18 protein-coding genes, 2 rRNA genes and 3 pseudogenes (1 of these 23 only partly in view) are annotated in these 19,896 nt (G+C 56.6%); 9 read left to right on the forward strand and 14 right to left on the reverse strand.

Annotation, left to right across the window (positions count from 1 at the left end; genetic code table 11):
- The 3 genes and pseudogenes from AB7M29_RS08280 to AB7M29_RS08290 all read left to right on the forward strand — a co-directional run.
- Positions 1-532 (forward strand): 23S ribosomal RNA (locus AB7M29_RS08280); it begins 2,360 nt to the left of the window's first position.
- A 158-nt stretch (positions 533-690) separates the two neighbouring features.
- Positions 691-806, forward strand: a 5S ribosomal RNA gene (gene rrf, locus AB7M29_RS08285).
- Between the two features lie 179 nt (positions 807-985).
- Positions 986-1,105 (forward strand): annotated as a pseudogene (locus tag AB7M29_RS08290) (gamma-glutamylcyclotransferase); the annotation flags it as partial.
- A gap of 118 nt (positions 1,106-1,223) precedes the next feature.
- On the opposite strand, the gene AB7M29_RS08295 reads toward AB7M29_RS08290, so the two are convergent.
- Positions 1,224-1,487 (reverse strand): hypothetical protein, encoded by a 264-nt coding sequence (locus tag AB7M29_RS08295; RefSeq protein WP_454246679.1) that lies wholly within the window; start codon positions 1,485-1,487, stop codon positions 1,224-1,226.
- Positions 1,477-2,268, reverse strand: coding sequence for an MlaA family lipoprotein (locus AB7M29_RS08300; protein WP_454246680.1), 792 nt, complete (start codon positions 2,266-2,268; stop codon positions 1,477-1,479). The genes AB7M29_RS08295 and AB7M29_RS08300 overlap by 11 nt, the downstream gene beginning before the upstream one ends.
- A 166-nt stretch (positions 2,269-2,434) precedes the next feature.
- Between AB7M29_RS08300 and AB7M29_RS08305 the strand changes: the two genes are divergently transcribed.
- Positions 2,435-3,145, forward strand: a complete 711-nt coding sequence (locus tag AB7M29_RS08305) for a response regulator (RefSeq protein WP_217858954.1) — start codon at positions 2,435-2,437, stop codon at positions 3,143-3,145.
- Entirely contained in the window at positions 3,142-4,494 is a 1,353-nt protein-coding gene (locus AB7M29_RS08310; protein WP_454246681.1) for an ATP-binding protein, read from the forward strand. Before AB7M29_RS08305 ends, AB7M29_RS08310 begins: the two co-directional genes overlap by 4 nt.
- A gap of 104 nt (positions 4,495-4,598) precedes the next feature.
- On the opposite strand, the gene AB7M29_RS08315 is transcribed toward AB7M29_RS08310, so the two are convergent.
- The 5 genes from AB7M29_RS08315 to AB7M29_RS08335 form a co-directional block, all read right to left on the reverse strand.
- Complete coding sequence (locus tag AB7M29_RS08315) at positions 4,599-4,820, reverse strand: formate dehydrogenase subunit delta (protein WP_217858952.1); 222 nt, start codon at positions 4,818-4,820, stop codon at positions 4,599-4,601.
- Positions 4,817-7,705, reverse strand: a complete 2,889-nt coding sequence (fdhF, locus tag AB7M29_RS08320) for a formate dehydrogenase subunit alpha (protein ID WP_217858951.1) — start codon at positions 7,703-7,705, stop codon at positions 4,817-4,819. Before fdhF ends, AB7M29_RS08315 begins: the two co-directional genes overlap by 4 nt.
- Positions 7,702-9,264 carry a formate dehydrogenase beta subunit gene (locus tag AB7M29_RS08325; protein WP_454246682.1) on the reverse strand — a complete coding sequence of 521 codons (1,563 nt, stop codon included), beginning with the start codon at positions 9,262-9,264 and terminating at the stop codon, positions 7,702-7,704. Before AB7M29_RS08325 ends, fdhF begins: the two co-directional genes overlap by 4 nt.
- Complete coding sequence (locus AB7M29_RS08330; RefSeq protein WP_454246683.1) at positions 9,261-9,737, reverse strand: formate dehydrogenase subunit gamma; 477 nt, start codon at positions 9,735-9,737, stop codon at positions 9,261-9,263. The genes AB7M29_RS08325 and AB7M29_RS08330 overlap by 4 nt, the downstream gene beginning before the upstream one ends.
- Before the next feature lie 338 nt (positions 9,738-10,075).
- Positions 10,076-10,453, reverse strand: coding sequence for a hypothetical protein (locus AB7M29_RS08335; RefSeq protein WP_454246684.1), 378 nt, complete (start codon positions 10,451-10,453; stop codon positions 10,076-10,078).
- A 125-nt stretch (positions 10,454-10,578) separates the two neighbouring features.
- Here AB7M29_RS08335 and AB7M29_RS08340 point away from each other — a divergent pair.
- Positions 10,579-10,685: pseudogene (locus AB7M29_RS08340) on the forward strand (PH domain-containing protein); the annotation flags it as partial.
- A 165-nt stretch (positions 10,686-10,850) separates the two neighbouring features.
- On the opposite strand, the gene AB7M29_RS08345 reads toward AB7M29_RS08340, so the two are convergent.
- The 4 genes from AB7M29_RS08345 to AB7M29_RS08360 all read right to left on the reverse strand — a co-directional run bounded on the left by AB7M29_RS08345 (position 10,851) and on the right by AB7M29_RS08360 (position 13,538).
- On the reverse strand, positions 10,851-11,132 hold the full coding sequence (locus AB7M29_RS08345; protein WP_454248704.1) for a DUF3077 domain-containing protein: 282 nt from the start codon (positions 11,130-11,132) through the stop codon (positions 10,851-10,853).
- Positions 11,133-11,421: 289 nt separating this feature from the next.
- Entirely contained in the window at positions 11,422-11,922 is a 501-nt protein-coding gene (locus tag AB7M29_RS08350) for a DUF4411 family protein (protein WP_454246685.1), read from the reverse strand.
- The gene (locus AB7M29_RS08355) at positions 11,919-13,055 is read right to left on the reverse strand and encodes an ImmA/IrrE family metallo-endopeptidase (RefSeq protein WP_454246686.1); all 1,137 of its coding nucleotides are present in this window, start codon (positions 13,053-13,055) and stop codon (positions 11,919-11,921) included. The genes AB7M29_RS08350 and AB7M29_RS08355 overlap by 4 nt, the downstream gene beginning before the upstream one ends.
- Before the next feature lie 171 nt (positions 13,056-13,226).
- Entirely contained in the window at positions 13,227-13,538 is a 312-nt protein-coding gene (locus AB7M29_RS08360; RefSeq protein ID WP_454246687.1) for a DUF3077 domain-containing protein, read from the reverse strand.
- 614 nt (positions 13,539-14,152) lie between these two features.
- On the opposite strand from AB7M29_RS08360, the gene AB7M29_RS08365 reads away from it, so the two are divergent.
- The 3 genes from AB7M29_RS08365 to AB7M29_RS08375 are packed head-to-tail and all read left to right on the forward strand — an operon-like array spanning position 14,153 to position 17,954.
- Complete coding sequence (locus AB7M29_RS08365) at positions 14,153-15,568, forward strand: AAA family ATPase (RefSeq protein ID WP_454246688.1); 1,416 nt, start codon at positions 14,153-14,155, stop codon at positions 15,566-15,568.
- Positions 15,565-16,203 (forward strand): DarT ssDNA thymidine ADP-ribosyltransferase family protein, encoded by a 639-nt coding sequence (locus tag AB7M29_RS08370; protein ID WP_454246689.1) that lies wholly within the window; start codon positions 15,565-15,567, stop codon positions 16,201-16,203. Before AB7M29_RS08365 ends, AB7M29_RS08370 begins: the two co-directional genes overlap by 4 nt.
- An 8-nt stretch (positions 16,204-16,211) precedes the next feature.
- Complete coding sequence (locus tag AB7M29_RS08375) at positions 16,212-17,954, forward strand: ADP-ribosylglycohydrolase family protein (RefSeq protein WP_454246690.1); 1,743 nt, start codon at positions 16,212-16,214, stop codon at positions 17,952-17,954.
- Positions 17,955-18,144: 190 nt separating this feature from the next.
- Here the strand turns inward: AB7M29_RS08375 and AB7M29_RS08380 are convergent, their stop codons facing one another.
- From AB7M29_RS08380 to AB7M29_RS08390, 3 genes and pseudogenes are all read right to left on the reverse strand, one after another.
- Positions 18,145-18,474 carry a hypothetical protein gene (locus AB7M29_RS08380; RefSeq protein WP_454246691.1) on the reverse strand — a complete coding sequence of 110 codons (330 nt, stop codon included), beginning with the start codon at positions 18,472-18,474 and terminating at the stop codon, positions 18,145-18,147.
- Positions 18,475-18,814: 340 nt separating this feature from the next.
- Positions 18,815-19,038 (reverse strand): annotated as a pseudogene (locus AB7M29_RS08385) (hypothetical protein).
- 281 nt (positions 19,039-19,319) lie between these two features.
- Positions 19,320-19,805 (reverse strand): winged helix-turn-helix transcriptional regulator, encoded by a 486-nt coding sequence (locus AB7M29_RS08390; protein WP_454246692.1) that lies wholly within the window; start codon positions 19,803-19,805, stop codon positions 19,320-19,322.
- Positions 19,806-19,896: the final 91 nt, after the last annotated feature.

Consider the following 19,896-nt stretch of genomic DNA (forward strand, 5'->3'; position numbering starts at 1 on the left):
ACGAAAGTAGGTCTTAGTGATCCGGTGGTTCTGTATGGAAGGGCCATCGCTCAACGGATAAAAGGTACTCCGGGGATAACAGGCTGATACCGCCCAAGAGTTCATATCGACGGCGGTGTTTGGCACCTCGATGTCGGCTCATCACATCCTGGGGCTGAAGCCGGTCCCAAGGGTATGGCTGTTCGCCATTTAAAGTGGTACGCGAGCTGGGTTTAGAACGTCGTGAGACAGTTCGGTCCCTATCTGCCGTGGACGTTTGAGATTTGAGAGGGGCTGCTCCTAGTACGAGAGGACCGGAGTGGACGAACCTCTGGTGTTCCGGTTGTCACGCCAGTGGCATTGCCGGGTAGCTATGTTCGGAATAGATAACCGCTGAAAGCATCTAAGCGGGAAACTAGCCTCAAGATGAGATCTCACTGGGACCTTGAGTCCCCTGAAGGGCCGTCGAAGACTACGACGTTGATAGGTTGGGTGTGTAAGCGCTGTGAGGCGTTGAGCTAACCAATACTAATTGCCCGTGAGGCTTGACCATATAACACCCAAGCAATTTGCTGACCTGAAAAGGCACCAGATTGCGGTGTGTGAAGACGAAACGAACCGAAAGTTCGAGATACTCACAAAACACCAAACTATCGCATACCCATTCGCTGGAGCGTGAGCCGCAAGGCAAACGAGCTGGCTACCGAATTTCTTGACGACCATAGAGCATTGGAACCACCTGATCCCATCCCGAACTCAGCAGTGAAACGATGCATCGCCGATGGTAGTGTGGGGTTTCCCCATGTGAGAGTAGGTCATCGTCAAGATTAAATTCCGAAACCCCTATCTGCGTATGCAGGTAGGGGTTTTGTTTTGTCCGCAGGAAAGTTCGTACCGTATCATCGGACCATCCACGGCTGTCACAGTCTCGCTCAGGCGTCATGTCGATGAGCATTTTCTTCATCGACATGGGCGCAGCCTGTCAAGGGCACGAAGGTGATGCAGGGTTTTCGAGATCACGGCCCAAGAGCTGGTCGCGGCCGACGAATACGAGGTGGCGGACTATAAACGCGTCAGTGTGACCCTCAAGTCAGGCATCAGCGCCTGGGTCTATGTGCGAGCATGATTGCTGGTAAGGGCTGCAGCCACTGTGCGAGGGGAAATAGATTTGTCTCAGTTTCGCTGTAGGCTTCGGGCGGGATGATGACCGGAAGACTTCCATCCTCCGTATCATCACCCTGAAATCAAGGCTGCGACTGGCTGCTCGCTCTCATGACCCCCGCCTCACCATTAGCCACGAGCCAACGAAACAGCTCGGCCACCGACACCGTGTGGCTGCGCTCTATCCAGCGTACCAGCGCCGGCCCGTAGTGTTCGGTGTAGCGGGTGAGCACCAGTTGGCGACAGTCCGGTGACAGGCGCAGGGTGATTTCTCGACAATGCAGATTGGTAGGGTCATCCCGGATCACCCGTTGCTGCAGAGTCAGGCTATTGCTTTCAGAACCCATCGGCCGGTGCTCCTGTGCATTTAGGAGTGGTGTTCTCTGGCGAGCCTTGTTTGCCATCGGCCACGTAAGCAGCGCGATGCTCGGCCACCACATTGCGCAACGCGCTGTAATAGTCCGGCAGTTTTTGCAGGCTGTCGGTCAGCGGTAAGGCTTCTGCCCGACCATCGACGATGCCACCGACAGTGCTGATAGTGGACAGCGTCTCCACGGTATCGCTATTGCTGCCGAACGGATCGACCACAAATCCGAGCACGCGGCCGGCAGCGTCACGACTGTTGGAGGTTCCGAGCAATGGCAGTTCGACGATCGGACCGTTGCCGATGCCCCACACGCCGAAGGTCTGGCCAAAGTCCGAGTCGTGACGCGGGATACCGGCCATGCCGGAGACATCGATTAAGCCCACCACACCTACCGTGGTGTTGAGCGCGAAACGCCCCAGGGTATTGACCGAGCGCATCGGGTTGCCTTGCAACAGGTCATTGATAAAGACCTTCGGTTCGCCAAAGTTCGCTACAAAGTTATGCACACCGGTCTGGAAAAAGTCCGGCGTGTAGCGGTAGCCGCGCGCGACCGGCGCCAAGGCGTAATCATCAACCACCCGATTAAACGCGAAGACGCCGCGATTGAACGGTTCCGCCGGGTCGTTCACCGAATAGGCGATGTCGGCGCAGGCCACGTCGGTGTTGGGCTGTGGCTGGCTGCTGCAACCCGTCAGCCCTGCGGCCAACACGGCAATTGAGGTGTTGCGGGTCAACCAGGGGGAACACTTGAAAGGCGACATGGATGCAAGTCTCAGGAGGAATTCGCCGTGATGCTGAGCTCCAAGCCTTGCGCAAAGATGTCTGGTTTATTGCGGTGCTGACGCTTTATTGCAGAGTTGAAATATATGACGCGCGGCGGTGAATAGTTTTAGATGGCGGTTCCATTCGCCCCTTAAGTGACCTTCGGTGAACAGCCTTTTAATTGTGGACGACGACCTTGAAGTCCTTGATCTACTGAAAAAATTCTTCGTGCAGCACGGCTACAGCGTCGAGGTCGCCACAGACGGTGCGTCGCTGTGGGCGGCCATAGAGCGCCAGGCGCCGGACCTGATCATTCTGGACGTGATGTTGCCCGGCGACAGCGGGCTGATCCTGTGTCAGCAACTGCGGATTCGACACGCAATACCGGTGATCATGCTGACGGCCATGGGCGAACTCAGTGATCGGGTGGTCGGCCTGGAGCTGGGCGCCGATGATTATCTGACCAAACCCTTCGACGCCCGTGAACTGCTGGCCCGAGTGCGTGCCGTGCAGCGCCGAGTGGACGAGCGCCGTCCGGTATCGCAGGAACGGCCACGGCCACTGATTGATTTCGCTGACTGGCACCTGGACGTCACTCGCCGTGAGTTGCGCTCGCCGGACAACGTGATGATCCCGCTGTCGGCCGGTGAGTTTGACCTGCTGCTGGTCTTTGTCGAACACCCGCAGCGCATTCTCACCCGCGAGCAATTGCTGGACCTGGCGCGCGGGCATTGCCATGAGGCGTTCGATCGCAGCATCGACGTTCAGGTCAGCCGCCTGCGGCGCAAACTCGAGTCCGACACCAAACGGCCGGCGATGATTCGCACCGTGCGCAACGGCGGTTACCTGTTCACCCCCAGCGTGACGCGGCGATGAGCTGGCTGAAACGGATTCGCGTCCGAGACTGGCCGCAAGATACGGTTGCGCGCTGGATCGCGTTGACGATCATCCTGGCCATGCTCATTTCACTGGCGCTCAACGGGCTGTTTATCCAATTGGCCGGCGTATGGGCGCGCCCGCCACTGACCGAAATCGGCTTGTTGGAAAAAGCCGCCGCCATCGCCCGCATCATCGAGGCCGCCCCGGCGCCACTGCGCAACCCATTGGCGCAAGCCGCCAACGAGAACGGCTTCACTGTCACTTGGCACCCTGACCGGCACGATCTCAACCTGCCGACAGTGGACGATCCGAAGTCTGACATCGGCTCGACCATCCTGCAGCCGATGCTCAGAGCCCCTGACCGACGCATCGAAGCCTATGAACCGGCCGACTGGACGGAGCACACGGCGGACGCGCATTACGCGCTGCTGATCGAGCTATCGGATTCATCATGGCTGATGTTCTCCGCACCCTCGCGCAGCTGGGGCCTCGACGAAGCGCCACGCTACCTGATCGTCATCCTGCTGGTGCTGATCTCCACCGCACTGGTCGCGCTGATCGCCACCCGCCGCCTCGCCACCCCTTTGCAGCGCTTCGCCGAAGGCGCCCGTCGCTTCGGTGTGGATTTCCGCGCACCGCCGATCGAACCGCTCGGCCCCCACGAAATCCGCCAGGCCATTCTCGCGTTCAACGCCATGCAGGCGCAGTTGCAACACTTCATTCGCGACCGCACGCAAATGCTCGCCGCCATCTCCCACGACCTGCGCGCTCCTCTGACGCGGATGCGCTTGCGTGGCGAATTCATCGAAGACAGTGAGCAACAGCAGCGGCTGTTTCGTGACGTGGATGAAATGCAGGCAATGATCAACTCGGCGCTGGAGTTCTTTCGTGATGATGCGCGGCTTGAACCGGCGACCCAGTTTGATCTGGCGGAACTGCTGCAAACGTTGCTTGATGATTATCGAGATCAGGGCGTCGACATTACGTTCAGCGGGCCGCTGCGGTTGGTGTATTTCGGGCGTCCGTTGGGGCTGAAACGGGTGATTACCAACTTGCTCGACAACGCTATCAAGTACGGCAGTGAGCCGGGGATTGAGCTGAACCCGAGCGCTGGCCAGGTGCGGATCAAAGTACTGGATCGTGGGCCGGGTATTCCAGATACCTGCCTTGAGCAAGTGTTTGTGCCGTTCTTCCGGATGGAAGGCTCGCGGAATAAAAGCACTGGGGGTGTTGGTTTGGGGTTATCGGCGGCGCGGGCGATTGTGCTGGAGCACGGAGGCGAGCTGACACTGCGAAATCGGTCGAAGAGCGGGTTGGAAGCGTTGGTGGTGTTGCCGGTGCATTAGTCCCGAAAGACTCGCAATACTGCTCACCTGTGGCGAGGGAGCAAGCTCCCTCGCCACAGGTTTTGAGTCAACAGGCAAAATCCTCCCCAAGGGATCGTGTAAACCTAAGCCTCCCAGCCCGCCCCACTGACCGCAGCCTGCGCCAGTGGGTGCAAGTCTGCCCCCTGATGCGCCGTCTGCCAGGCCAGCAACTCCTTGCGCATGCCGGGCGTCCAGTACATCTGCAGGTGATTACGCACGCCGAGCACGGCCTGTTGCTGGTCCGGTTCGCTGGCGAAGTACTGGGCGATCTGGTTGGCCATCTTGATCAGGTTTTCAGTGCTCATCGGCGTACCTCGGCTTTTGCTCCGGCGGTGCGTGCATGGCGGCGTTCGTCGAGCAGACGCTGTTGTTCGTCACTGAATTCCTGATAGCGTTTTTGCCACTCGGAAGGGTGGTAGACGCGGCTCACTTCCACGGCGGTGACCTTGTACTCCGGACAGTTGGTGGCCCAGTCGGAGTTGTCGGTGGTAATGACGTTGGCCCCCGATTCAGGGAAGTGGAAGGTGGTGTACACCACGCCTGGGGCTACCCGTTCGGTGATCCGCGCACGCAGTACGGTCTGTCCGGCGCGGCTGCCAATGCCGACCCAATCATCTTCGTTGATGCCACGGCTCTCGGCGTCGGTCGGATGGATTTCCAGGCGGTCTTCGTAGTGCCAGGCGACGTTGTCTGTCCGCCGGGTCTGGGCGCCGACGTTGTACTGGCTGAGGATGCGTCCGGTGGTCAGCAGAAGGGGATAACGACTGTTGACCTTTTCCTCGGTGGGCACGTAGCCGGTGAGCATGAAGCGCCCCTTGCCGCGCACGAATTCCTCGATGTGCATGGTCGGCGTGCCGTCCGGTGCCGCGGCGTTGCACGGCCATTGCAGGCTGCCGTGGCGATCCAGTTCGGTGTAGCTGACGTTGGTGAAGGTCGGCGTCAGGCTGGCGATTTCATCCATGATTTCTGACGGATGTTGGTAGTTCATCGGGTAACCGAGGGCGTTGGCCAGGGCTACTGTGCCTTCCCAGTCGGCCTTGCCGCCCAACGGCTCCATGACTTTGCGCACGCGAGAGATGCGCCGCTCGGCGTTGGTGAAGGTGCCGTCTTTTTCCAGGAACGAGCTGCCCGGCAGGAACACGTGGGCGAACTTGGCGGTTTCGTTGAGGAAAATGTCCTGCACCACTATGCATTCCATGGCCGACAGGGCCGCGGTGACGTGTTGGGTATTGGGGTCGCTCTGGGCGATGTCCTCGCCCTGGCAATACAGGCCCTTAAAGCTGCCGCTCAGGGCTGCTTCGAACATGTTGGGGATGCGCAGGCCCGGGTCGGGTTGCAGGGTGACGTTCCAGGCCTGTTCGAACTGCGCCCGTACCACCTCGTTGGAGACGTGTCGGTAACCGGGCAACTCGTGGGGGAAGGAGCCCATGTCGCAGGAACCCTGAACGTTGTTCTGCCCGCGCAGCGGGTTCACGCCCACGCCTTCGCGGCCGATGTTGCCGGTGGCCATGGCCAGGTTGGCGATGCCCATGACCGCGGTGCTGCCCTGGCTGTGTTCGGTGACGCCCAGGCCATAGTAGATCGCCGCATTGCCACCGGTGGCATACAGGCGAGCGGCGGCACGGATGTCGGCAGCGGCGACGCCGCAGACGGCGCCAAGGATTTCCGGAGAGTTTTCCGGGCGGCTGACAAACTCGCTCCAGCGAGCGAAATCGCTGCCCTCGCAACGGGCGTCGATAAAGGCTTGATTGAGCAAACCTTCGGTGACGATGACGTGGGCCAAGGCGTTGAGCATGGCGACGTTGGTGCCCGGACGCAGGGCCAGGTGCAGTTCGGCGCGGGCATGCACCGAGTCCACCAGATCGATGCGTCGTGGGTCGATGACGATCAGTCGCGCGCCTTCACGCAAGCGGCGTTTGAGCTGGGAGGCGAACACCGGGTGGGCGTCGCTGGGGTTGGCGCCCATCACCAGGATCACGTCGGCCTGCATCACCGAGTCGAAACTCTGAGTGCCGGCGGATTCGCCAAGAGTTTGTTTCAAGCCATAGCCGGTCGGCGAGTGGCAGACCCGCGCACAGGTGTCGACATTGTTGTTGCCGAAGGCGGCGCGCACCAGTTTTTGCACCAGATAGGTTTCTTCGTTGGTGCAGCGGCTGGAGGTGATGCCACCAATGGAATCGCGGCCGTATTTTTGCTGCAGCCGGCGGAATTCGCTGGCGGCGTAGGTCACCGCTTCATCCCAGCTGACTTCCTGCCAAGGATCGTTGATGTGCTTGCGGATCATCGGCTTGGTGATGCGATCCGGGTGAGTGGCGTAGCCCCAGGCAAAGCGTCCTTTGACGCAAGAGTGGCCGTGGTTGGCCTGGCCGTTCTTGTCTGGAACCATGCGCACCAGTTGGTCGCCTTTCATCTCGGCGCGGAACGAGCAGCCCACGCCGCAATAGGCGCACGTGGTGATCACGCTACGTTCGGGCTGACCCAGTTCGACCACGCTTTTTTCCATCAGGGTCGCGGTGGGGCAGGCTTGCACACAGGCGCCGCAGGACACGCATTCCGAGTCGAGGAAGTTGTCGCCACCGGCGGCCGCGACCCGGGATTCGAAACCGCGCCCGGTAATGGTCAGGGCAAAGGTGCCCTGGGTTTCTTCGCAGGCGCGCACGCAGCGGTTACAGACGATGCACTTGCTCGGGTCGTAATCGAAGTAGGGGTTGGAAGTGTCCTTTTGGTCCGCCAGATGGTTTTCACCTTCATACCCGTAACGCACTTCTCGCAGGCCAACCTGGCCGGCGACGGTTTGCAGCTCACAGTTGCCGTTGGCGGAGCAGGTCAGACAGTCCAGCGGGTGATCGGAGATGTACAGCTCCATGACGTTGCGCCGCAGCGTGGCGAGCTTCGGCGTCTGGGTGTGCACGCTCATGCCTTCGCTGACCGGCGTGGTGCAGGACGCGGGGTAGCCGCGCATGCCATCGATCTCCACCAGGCACATACGGCAGGAGCCGAAGGCTTCCAGGCTGTCGGTGGCACACAGTTTGGGAATGGTAGTGCCCAGCAGCGCGGCGGCGCGCATCACCGAGGTTCCTTCGGGCACGCTGATGCTGCGGCCGTCGATGTTCACGGTGACCTGCACCTGACTTTCGCGGGCCGGGGTGCCCAGGTCGATATCTGTTTTCGGGTCGAAGAGAGTGATCATTGGTCGGCCTCCGAGGACTGCAGACCGAAGTCGGCGGGGAAGTACTTGAGGGCGCTGGCCACCGGATAGGAAGTCATGCCGCCCAACGCGCACAGCGAACCGTATTGCAGGGTGTCGCACAGGTCCTTGAGGATGATCACCTGCTCATCACGACTGTTCTGGTCCGGCGCAGCCAGCAGGCGGTCGATCACCTCCACACCCCGGGTCGAGCCGATGCGGCATGGGGTGCATTTGCCACAAGATTCCTCGGCGCAGAACTGCATGGCGAAGCGCGCCATGTGGGCCATGTCCAGGGTGTCGTCAGCCACCACCACACCACCGTGACCGAGCATGGCGCCGATGGCGGCGAAGGCTTCGTAATCCAGCGGGGTGTCGAATTGCGACGGTGGCACCCAGGCGCCAAGAGGGCCGCCAACCTGGGCGGCTTTCAGCGGCCGGCCACTGGCGGTACCACCGCCGTAGTCTTCCACCAGTTCCCGCAGGGTCAAGCCAAAGGCCCGCTCCACCAAGCCACCATGACGAATATTGCCCGCCAGCTGGAAGGGCATGGTGCCCAGAGAGCGACCCATGCCGTAATCGCGATAGAACTGCGCGCCCTTGGCCAGAATCAGCGGCACCGAGGCCAGGGTCAGCACGTTGTGCACCAGCGTTGGCAGGCCGAACAGACCCTGCAAGGCGGGGATCGGCGGCTTGGCGCGGACGATCCCGCGTTTGCCTTCGAGCGAGTCCAGCAGCGCGGTTTCTTCACCGCAGATGTAAGCACCGGCACCGACTCGCACTTCCATATCGAAGGCCAGACCGCTGCCGCCGACATTGGCGCCGAGGTAACCGGCGGATCGGGCGATTTCAAGCGCCGCGCGCAGGGTGGCCACGGCTTGTGGGTATTCCGAGCGCACGTAGATGTAGCCGTAGCTGGCGCCGACGGTGATACCGGCAATGGCCATGCCTTCGATCAGCAGGAAGGGGTCACCTTCCATCAACATTCGGTCGGCGAAAGTGCCGGAGTCGCCTTCGTCGGCGTTGCACACAATGTATTTCTGCGCCGCCTGGGTGGCGCGCACCGTGCGCCACTTGATCCCGGCCGGGAAAGCCGCGCCACCACGGCCACGCAGACCCGAATCGAATACCTCAGTCGCGGTTTGTTCGCCACCGATGGTGATGGCTCTTTTCAAACCCTCGAAACCGCCATGATCCCGGTAATCGTCGAGGTATAGCGGCCGGGTGATGCCAGCGCGGGCAAACAACAGGCGTTGTTGTGTCTTCAGATAGGGCAGCTCTTCCACCAGGCCCAAGGCCAGCGGATGAGCAGACGGCTCGCCTTGCAAGGCATCGAGCACTGATGGCACATCGGCAGCCGTCAGCGGGCCGAAGCCGATACGGCCCTGCGGGCTGTCCACTTCCAGCAGCGGTTCCAGCCAATACAGGCCGCGAGAACTGGTGCGTTGCAACTCCAGAGGCGCAAAGCGTCCCCGGGCATGGGTGATCAAGGCCACCGCAACTTCTTCGGCACCCACGGCACGTGCGAGCGAATCATGGGGCAGATAAAAAGCCGGCATCATGCGTCCTCCCGGCAAGTATCGAGCAGGGCATCCAGACGCTCGGCGCTGAGCCGCGCATGCACCTGACCATCCAGTTCCAGAGCAGGCGAACAGGCGCAGGCGCCGAGGCAATACACCGGACGCAGACTGATGCTGCCATCGGCGCTGCTGCCGTGGTCATCCAGTTGCAGACGTTCGCGCAATTGCGCCGCGAGCTGCTCGGCGCCGCGGCTCTGGCAGGACTCGGCCCGGCACAGACGCAGGATATGCCGGGCGGGGGGCGCGGTGCGGAAGTCATGGTAGAAGCTGATCACCCCACGAACCTCGGCCTGACTCAGGTTGAGCGCGTGGGCAATCTCGGGGATGGCGGCATCGGGGATGTAACCGATGCCCTCCTGAATCTCATGAAGGATGGGCAACAGTGCGCCGGGGGAGCGTTTGTGGCGCTCCAGCAGGCTGTTGACCATAGGCAGGTGCAACATCTCATCAGGCATACAGCATTCCTCACGATCACGGACAAACCAGGCGGTTGTCGGTTGTCCGAAAGTGTCGGCTGCGGCAGTCACACCACGTCACGGTATCGTGGCATTTTCAGGCCGTTGGCCAGGCACCCTGAGCGGGCATCTTGTTGGGCCCGGTGCGGTCTTTGCCGCACCTCTTCAGGGCATATCAGGCAGCTTGCCATGCTGCCTTTGATTCATCTGCACCAAAGCGACGTGTTCGATTCTGTCTACGACTACCTGTTAAGTCTAGAAGAGCGCAGCCTGAGGCGTTCGCTCCCTGAGTATTTTTCAGGAAACCCTTGAGCTCGATGAGCGGAGTATCAAAACACTCACTTGGCGGGAAGGATCATCACCCACAACACCACCGTGGTCAGTGCCGCCAACACACTGCACGCTCCGGCGATCAAATGACGGACGATGGGGGATTCAGACCGATTGAACCTGGCGCTCACCAGAAGCCAAGTTCCAACAAAGGCACCTAAAATTGCCATCAATGTATAGAACATGAATACAACGCCCCGTGCGGAGTTTCCTCCGGGGACAAACCATCTGTTGAACAGAATCAGCACCGCAATCCCGACAATAAAACTACCCACGGCACCTGCCAGGTTAGCGAGCCACAGATTCATGGTGCCACGGTTTCTCACCACCCAAACCCACATCCCCACTGTCGCAGCGAAGAACACCAACATGCCGATTAGCTGCATTCAATCCTTTTCCTTGTTAACCATGCCCCTGAAACCGCCATTGGGCATCCTTGATGAGATGACGCGAGGAGGCACGAAATCAAACTGATAGCTCTGTGCTGAAGGGCGTTGGTGTTTGATGTGGGTTGGATTCCGAGTTGGAGATTTGTTTTTCATCGTAGGGGAAGGTGAATTCACCGGCAGGACATCGATGGTGGAGATTTCGAAGCTGATTTCTCCGCATTTACTGTGAGCTGAGTGATCGAAAGCCCCGACAATCTCGGGGCTAATAATGCCTACCCGTTAAGCGCAAATCCCTGTGGGAGCGGGCTTGCTCGCGAAAGCGCCAGCTCAGCCAACATCAATGCTGAATGCACTGCCGTCATCACAAGCAGTGGGCTCCCACAGGCCTTATGCCTTACTGACTGGCATCAGAACCATCCCGCCTAAGCACCTTTACCGCATCATCAATCACCGCCTTACTCAGCGCCGTCAAATAATGCGCGGCCCAAGCGTGGCGGTCGGTGTCCCTGGCGTAAGCAGCATCTTCGGTCAGCTTCTTGGCGAGAAACAGAAAATCAGAAGCCATGGCTAACGCGTCAGCGAGGGGAGCGCCGCTAGTGACGTGGAACAGGGCTTGATCCGCGCAGTAGATGGCGGGGGTTAGGCCGATGGTTTTAAGTTCGGGCATAAACCTAATGTTCGCCGCGTTTTATGTGACACACATTGACTTGGTCATTTGGCTACGGCAGCATTAATCCCAATCGCGCCCGATCCTCTGGTGCTGGCTCAGTCCGGCATTACGTTCGGGTCTTCTTGTTTTTGGAACATGGAAATTGTCTACCCAGCCTCTGGAAGCCGTTCCGTACATACCTGATTTGGTTGCGCTATTGACCAACAGAGGTATGTAAATTCATGACCCGTCTCGATGACGAGCGCTGTAGCATTGATAGTGGGGTGAACGTCGTCTGTCCCCCTTTTTCGCTTTTTTAAGAATGGGTGCCAAGAATAAGTTTTGCATTTAGCGTATCGAGTAGATCAAATGCGCTTATATATGGCACATTGAACTGCTGGCAAATATTTGGGATTTTGATTTTCTGACTTGTCGGAGGCACCAACACCTCGTGGGTTACAACTGTCTGTCTAGTTGCACACGCTTTTGCAATCAACCAAGGGTCGGCGCCATCGAGAAAGCGTATTTTTTCTGTTTGTTTAGGGAGAGGTAGATCCATGACAAACGCAGCGATCTGTATAAAAGTTTTCTGTGTGTTGGAGTCGTCGACAGGTAAAAAGTGGTTTGGCCTGTCTTTCGCCCATCTGGATAGTTCGTCGCCGTAGTCAGCTAGTTCCTTATATACAAGTGATACGCTGGAAATCTTGCCGGCATCGTATGCGCTGTCTAACCAGTCCCAGAAACCGGGGCAGAAACCCATCCGGTAGTGAGTATTTTTTGCCTGTATGTAGGAATTCGCATCTAGCAGATAACTCAAAATCCAAGTTCCTTTTTAGAATAGTCAGATAACTTATGCGGCTTCACGCCAATAAGGCGCGCTGCATCTCGATAAAGCATTCTTCCGCTTAATGCTTCACTGGCCACTGCTGTAGCAAGCGTTTTGCTAACACGCCCTGTCTGCAGTCTATTGTACGGCGGTGCTCCATTCTTGCTGCGAGCTTTGTGCTCAGCGATCTTTTTGGCGATAAATGCCCCATATTCGGATGCTGTTATGAGGTTGAAAGTAAGGGCGCGCCTAGCTACCACCCAGCCACTAACATGGAAGATTTTTGTTAAGTGGGGGATGTTTTCTTGCCACTCAATATCGGCGTCCCAAGAGGAAAGGAATTCGCGCCCGGGACTTAATAGCTCTGCCGCTACTGCATTGCACAAAATTTCTTCCGATCTGTGATTTGCAGGGTCACCATCAGACACGCCAGAACGACCTATCCAAATATGAGACAGTTCATGAGCTAGAGTGAACAGTCTTGCCTCAGGGCAATCAGCTGTATTGATAAATATGACGGGAGCTAATTTGTCGCTGATTGCGAAGCCACGAAATTCTTCTACAAACAAGGGCCTGCTCGTATTGTTGTTGACAATACTGTTGCGCATCACAAGTATGCCCGCACTTTCAATTTTGCTGACCAGATTTTTAAAGTAGTCATCAAAATCGCCGCGATTTGGTTTGTTGGGTATGCCTAAGGTTGCACGGATGTCTGCAACGATTACTTCGATGCTATCGCTCACCGAAAATTTTCCGACGACTCTATTTTCAGTGACGCCTTGGCTGATCAGGTAGTCGCGATACCATTCTTGTCTTTCCATGGCCCACCTAATGGTATCCATGAGGGCGAGACTGTATCCGTGGTCGCGTTTTCCATTGATCGTTCTGAGATCCGGCAGAGGAAGGCTTTCCTCTGGTGGCTGAGACAGGTAAAGGTACCCAAACGGGATGTACGTCTGCCGGGCGTAGTTCATGGCCTGGTTGAAGGAGGGCTTTTTCTTGCCTTGCTCCCACGCCAGCACATTGTCTTCCTGCGTGCCAAGACTTTTGGCCAGGGTGCTCGTGCTCAGGGATGCTCGCTCACGTGCCCATCGCAGAACGTGCGGATTAATCAGCGCTTCCATGTGTGATTCCGTTTTGGTGTCATGACCATTCCAGCAAAATGCCTCTACACAGCTAATTCAAACGATAGCCGTATCTGACTACAAGGGAGGGGCGCCGTCACGTATTTTCGGCCGCCAAGCGCTGCACATTTGTAAGCCCCGAAGAATTCGGGGCTCATCGGTCCTCGGGGGCTACCCTTCGGATTTCGCCGTCGCCTGTTTGGGGGCCGGTGCAGAAGTCCGATCCCGCGCAAGCACTTTCACCGCATCATCCACCACAGCCTTACTCATCGCCGTCAAATAATGCGCGGCCCAGGCGTGGCGGTCAGTGTCCCTAGCGTAAGCAGCATCTTCGGTCAGCTTTTTGGCGAGAAACAGGAAATCAGAAGCCATGGCTAACGCATCGCCGAGGGGGACGCCGCTGGTGACATGGAACAGGGCTTGATCCGCGCAGTAGATGGCGGGTGTTAGGCCGATAGTTTTCAGCTCTGATTGTTCGGTCATTTGCCACCTCCGATGACGGAGAGGCGGTGGGAGAGGGTGGATGGTGAGGCGATACGCGATTGGGGACTGCTTTGAGGGTACAGCCAAATTTTGTACGGATTGATGCTGCGCATTATCAGACTCCTTGATATGAGGAGCTGCCACGTTCGTTACCACACGAATGGGTGACAGCTGTGCGCAGGGTGGTAAACCGGGAATCAAGGAAACCGGCACGCCCGAGGGCGTCCCACGCACAGCCGCCATAACTCACGCTTGCAGGCATAAAAAAGCGCCGGCATACGTGATGGGGCGCTGTTGCGCCTTGAATAACTCGGGTTACCACACCCGGTCGCTGAATTGGCAGCGACGGTGAGAGGGTATCGTGCGGATTCCTTTGCCGCAACCTCCAACTAAGTTCAACGCAAGCTCTTCGCGCTAGAAACGGCTGGCTTCACCGCCAATTGCTGCAGCGGAAGACGCCGAAACTTTCTATTGCTACCCCGGTGTGACCATGGGGGCTGCGAAAGCTGGTGAAATAATCCGCATTCAACCCTTGAGTACCACTTTTGGAAAATGTGTAACAGGATCAAGATTGGTGATGGCTTTTGGCCCTCACTTGCCATGGATAGGGAATCATGAAAGCACTGATCAACGTGAGGCCTAGCCCAGAGCAAATGGCTTTGTTCGCCCGGAGTAGCGCGGGAGTAGAGGTCATTCGGGGGGCTGCCGGCAGCGGCAAGACAACTACTGCACTGCTGAAATTGAAATCATCGGCCGGGTTCTACCTGAACCGGGCGAAGAAGCGCCCACATCCTGTGCCGGTACGTATCCTCGTTCTGACATTCAATCGAACGTTGCGTGGATACATCGCCGAACTCACCGAGCGCCAATTCGCGGGTGAGCCTCTCGTGAACCTAGATTTCTTCACGTTCAACAAATGGGCTAAACATCTTACGGACGCTCAGAACATCATCAACATTAAGGCTACGGTTGATTACCTCAACGGTTTCGCTGGAGCCATGAAACTCGACCGAGAGTTCGTCATCGATGAGGCGATGTATGTTCTTGGTCGATTTGAGCCCGACAAGCTGGATGACTATCTAACGGCACGGCGTGATGGGAGAGGCGTCACACCTAGAATGGAAAAACCAGCTCGCCAGCGTTTGCTCGACGAGGTTATCCGGCCCTACAACGCAATGAAAAAGGCAAGCAACCACGTCGATTGGAACGACTTGGCGTCGATCATCGCCACTAAAAAAATGTGTGAATACGATGTGATCGTGGTTGATGAGACCCAGGATTTTTCTGCCAACGAGATCCGTGCGGTTTTGAATCAGAGGTCTGATGACGCAACAGTGACCTTCGTGCTCGACAGCGCTCAACGGATCTATAGTCGTAACTTCATCTGGGCTGAAGTCGGAGTGACCTTGAGGCCTGAGAAAAGCAGCACGCTGCAGACCAATTACAGGAATACCAAGGAAATTGCCCGGTTCGCCAGTGCATTGCTTACTGGCATCACATTGGATGACAACGGCACGATGCCCAATTTCGACAGTGCCAGATCAAATGGGGTTAAGCCCGTTGTGCTTTTAGGCGACTATCCCGCCCAGGTGAAATATGCGGTTGACTACGTTCGTCGGATAAATCTGGAGACAGAATCAGTAGCATTCCTCCACCCGAGGATATGGTTTCGCGATCTCAAGCCGCGACTTCAAGCTCACGGGCTGGAGTACGTGGAGCTCACAGGCGACCCCAACTGGCCCCAAGGTTCGGAAAACATTGCATTGTGTAGTGTCCATTCGAGTAAAGGCTTGGAGTTTGACCATGTCATCATGATTGGCCTGGACGGCAGCATTCTGGATATTTCGGGTGTTGACGAGGATGGCGAAGCTACCAAGGACGACTATGAGCTTTCGGCGAGGCTTAGGCGCTTGATAGCGATGGGAATTGGTCGCGCAAGGGAAAGCGTCATCCTTGGGTTTAAGCCATCCGATACACCAGATATCATGCGTTTCGTAGCAAACGACCTGTACACGGAAGTCAAGGTATGAGTATCGAGCAGTTCATTCAAGACCGAGGTATCGAATCGGTGGTGCATTTCACGACCAACCGTGGATCTCTCGGTGTGTTCGCCTCTGGAGGATTGAAGTCGCGACAGCGCCTGAATGCCGATCAGCAGTTGGCCCACATCTTCCAACCAAACGCCAAGCGCCGGAACAAAGACGCCAAATGGTTGGATTACGCGAACCTATCGATTAGTCGCATCAACACCAGCTTCTTCCAATACTCAGGTAACTGGCACAAAGAGAAAAACTTTTTCTGGTGCATTTTCGACTTTTCCCCTGAGATTATGCAACACGAAGGGGTCTGGTTCGCTACGACTAACAACATCTACACAGGTGTACGCCAAGCCCAGGGGCTTGCTGGCCTTGATGCTGCGTTTCAGGAGACCACCGTCCTTTGGGAGGGTAATATCGTTACCCGGTCAGCCAACCATCCATCGTTTCTCCCCACGTGTCCTCAAGCAGAAGTCCTGTACCCAGCCGAAGTGTCGACACAGTATCTTCAGCGGATTTATGCCCGATGCGATTCTGACAGTGATGAAATCGCCGCTCAGATGTATGCGATGGGGCATCGGGATATCCCTGTCGTTGTGAATCCTGGCCTGTTTGGCGATATCAAGTGAGCAATTCAATGTCCGAAAATCGACTCAAACGCACGATTTCTTCCGCCCTATGGTCGGCATACGGCGACGTTTTGGGATTTCCGACTGAGCTCGCCTCGGATCGAACTGTTCAGCAACGCATTGGCCAATCCAAAATTTCTCGTCCTGAGTCATGGAAGCGCCAGATTGGCGGACGCTTTGGGGCACAGATTCAGCTGCCCGCGGGCACCTACTCTGATGATACTCAGCTTAGGCTTTCCACAAGCCGTGCCATCACCGGCCAGGGTTATTTCGATGTTGAAGCGTTTGCCAAAATCGAGTTGCCGGTCTGGCAGTGCTACGCTTTAGGCGCTGGTCGTGGCAGCAAGGCGGCGGCCAATGCTTTGTGCAACCGCAGTAATAACTGGTTCGCAAATTTCTTTACTGGTTATGAAAATGGCGGCGGCAATGGCGCGGCGATGCGGGTTCAGCCTCATGTATGGGCTGCTGCCGATGTAACCAATAAAGATTCTTATCTTCCGGACGTCATTCGTAACGCTCTATGCACGCATGGTCATATGCGTGGCATCGCCGGTGCCGTTGTTCATGCCGTCAGCCTCGCCTACGCGCTCGATACAGGGAAAGTCCCGGGTCCTGAGCAGTGGCTCGAGTTAGCTGAAGATATCCGAAATATTCCACAGTTCATCGCCTTAGATAGTGAACTTTCAACCTTTTGGCTTCCGGTGTGGGAGCAGAAAAGCGGGCGCAGCTTGAGCGTCGCGGTGAATGACGTCGTACAGGAGTGGACTGGGTCAGTACGGGTCGCGATTGAGCTTCTCAACACCACGTCTCAGGCAGATTGCGCGGTAACCTACAACCAGTTCATTACCCTTGAAAACGGCTTGAGCAAAGAAGAGCGAGGGTCTGGGCTTAAGTGTGCTTTATTTGCAAACGTCGCAGCCTTCCTCGGCAGGCGATACGGTTCGCAAGAAATCATCGAGACGGTCGCCAACCTACTGGACAGTGACACCGATACGATCGGGACAATGGCCGGTGCACTTGTAGGGGCCGCCAACCCTGATGCCCAATTCATTGGCGCGATCCAGGATCAGGACTATATCGTCGCGGAGGCCACACGGCTGTATATGGTGAGCGAAGGAAAGTCCGCATTAACGTTCAATTATCCAGATACGCTTTATTGGCAAGTGCCACGCACAGCGATAGATATGCTCAAGCGTGATGAGAAAGGCCTCGCCCTAGCGGGGCTTGGCAGCGTTCAACCGGTGGGTGAGGTTTGGTCCGGGTTGCAAAGGAGCAATGTCTGGTGCTGGTTCAAACTGAGCTTCGGTCAATCGGTTCTGGTTCGCTATCGATCTGAGGCAAAACTGAGCCCGCCAATGCTATTGAATGAGTCAGCCCGTATGGACACGCCCGATATGTTTCAGCATAACGAGCTTCCTAATAATGCAGCTGCCGCGAGTGAAAAAGAACCACTCGTTCCGCCCCAAATTACTTCCAATCCAAAACAGACGGTTGCAACAGCTGCTTTTACACAACCCCCCAAGCTTACTCATGAAACGAATCATTCATCTCATGAGCTGCCGTTGGTGTCCTCCATCGACCTGGATGCCCTAACCAACGAAGCTATCAAAGGGTTTGACCCACAGGTAATTGGTAATCATCTGCTGATGCTTGCTGAACAGCCCAATGCCATTTCACTGTCTATCGCTTACACCTCGATCGTCATCAAGGCTAGAAGCGCTCGGTTGCGGCATAAAAAACCGCAACAGTAAGTAGGCCGGCCATCCCCATCGCCTAGGCAAGGGATGGCCATAGAGATGGCTAAAAGAAGGTCGCCCAGTAGCATACGAGTCGAAGGGAAAAAAGGTGGCGAAGACAAAAGGGAATAGATTTATCATTGGAAGTCGTGACCAGCGTCCGTCCGAGTATCGTGCATTCTCGCTTTAGGACGCCCGCCTTCACTCACTGGATGTCTTTCAGATAATCCTTGAGCGCAATGACCAGCGCTTCAAGCTGTTCCATCGTCCGCGCATTGCTGAAATCAGCAGACAACCGATGCAGCTCACGCCCCAGCGGCGTATCAACACCGCCTAAAGCTTCCATCGCCGAACTCACGCAGTGTGCCACTCTAAACTGGATACCCTCAACATCGCCCCTGCGCACCAGCAACCCAAACACCTCCCTCTCATAATCACTCATGATCGGATCATCCCGCAAAATCGGACTTTCACCTTCCGTCTCATAAGCCAGCTTGAAGGCGAAAAGGGCAACGGTTTCCAGTGGCAATTCCATTGTGTGAATCCTTGATTCGTTAGCCGAGCGGTTTGGGTTATAGCGCCTCAAAAGCAAGATCAAAAGATCGCAGCCTTCGGCAGCTCCTACGGGGCGGCGGGGCAAAGTCACTTTTCTACAGACGAAAAAAAGGCCTTGCAAAGCAAGACCTTTCTTAATTTTGGTGCCCGAGGGAGACTCGAATAATAGCATAACTGTATAATTAACATAGTTTTTTGCATGTGTACACTTCCACGTTGTACCGTGAAGTGTACACCCTATCTGCCTCCAATAAGGACTGGTGTGGATGGAAGCTTGATCGGATTTCTCCATCCAATTTCCGACGAGCTGTGAATAATATTTACAAGAGACTGGTTACGGATAGACTCCCTGGTCTGCCAAAAAATGCCGAACCGAACTCCTCGTTTCGAATCGATCGTGTCCAGGGCGCCCCGAACATTGTCGGCGACGTCCGCCGATCCCCGCATCTCTACCCAGTTCGAAAGCTCCATGATGGCGGCCTCCAGGGCGAGCTGGTTTTCGTTGATCTTAAATAGCAGAAGGGAGTAAGTCTGAGTTTGGCATTGTGCAATCCTCCGTGAAATTTTCAGCGTAGCAGGGGGATTACTGACCTAGGTAGGGAGTTGCGTATGGTCGGAAGGACGCCGGGAGGAGGGTGCATCCACAGTCGATTGCTGCCAGTCACGAAGGGCCGCAGTCGACCCAAACCGGTCATTCGCGATAGGCAGAAAACGGCCAAATGCGGTCGTTCTGTTGGCGCTGATGCGATTTTGACCTGGGTCAAAATCGCATCAGCGCCAACACTTTGCACCACATGGTGGATGTCATGACGCCACAGATTGGTACTAAGTAGCAATTGCCTGCTCGTCGTCGGCTCGGAGCTTGTCCAAAACTGAGCGTGCCGGACGCGGTGCACCGAGATGCAGGTAACGTAGCTCATCCATCAAGGCGCTCCAAAGTGAAGGGCCGCCCTTTTCCAGAACCTCTGCGCGCAAAGAGGCTTCCTTGCTCGGATGCGTGTGCCGGACACCCCAGGCAGCCATATGTGCGAGCAGAGGTACAAGCTGTATTGCCGCTTCCGTGAGGCTGTAAATTCCTTTCTGTTGATGATTTGGATCCGGACATCGTGTCAGCAGGCCAGAAGCGGTCAAACGCTTCAGCCGACTTGCAAGGATGTTCGTGGCGATGCCTTCCTGATTTTTCTCCAGCAGGACGCCGTAAGTGCGTCTGTTCTCAAACATAACATCGCGGATAACGATCAGGCTCCAGCGGTCGCCGGTCTGCTCAAGCGTCAGGTTGATCGGGCAGCCCGATCGTCTTGTTTGCTGCACTGCTATTCCCCTTAAATATCCACTTGCACTATGCAAGCAGCGCGAATATTATTCAACCACTTGCACTTTGCAAGTGCTAACAGAATCAAAC

It is taken from the genome of Pseudomonas sp. F-14 TE3623, from assembly GCF_053629015.1.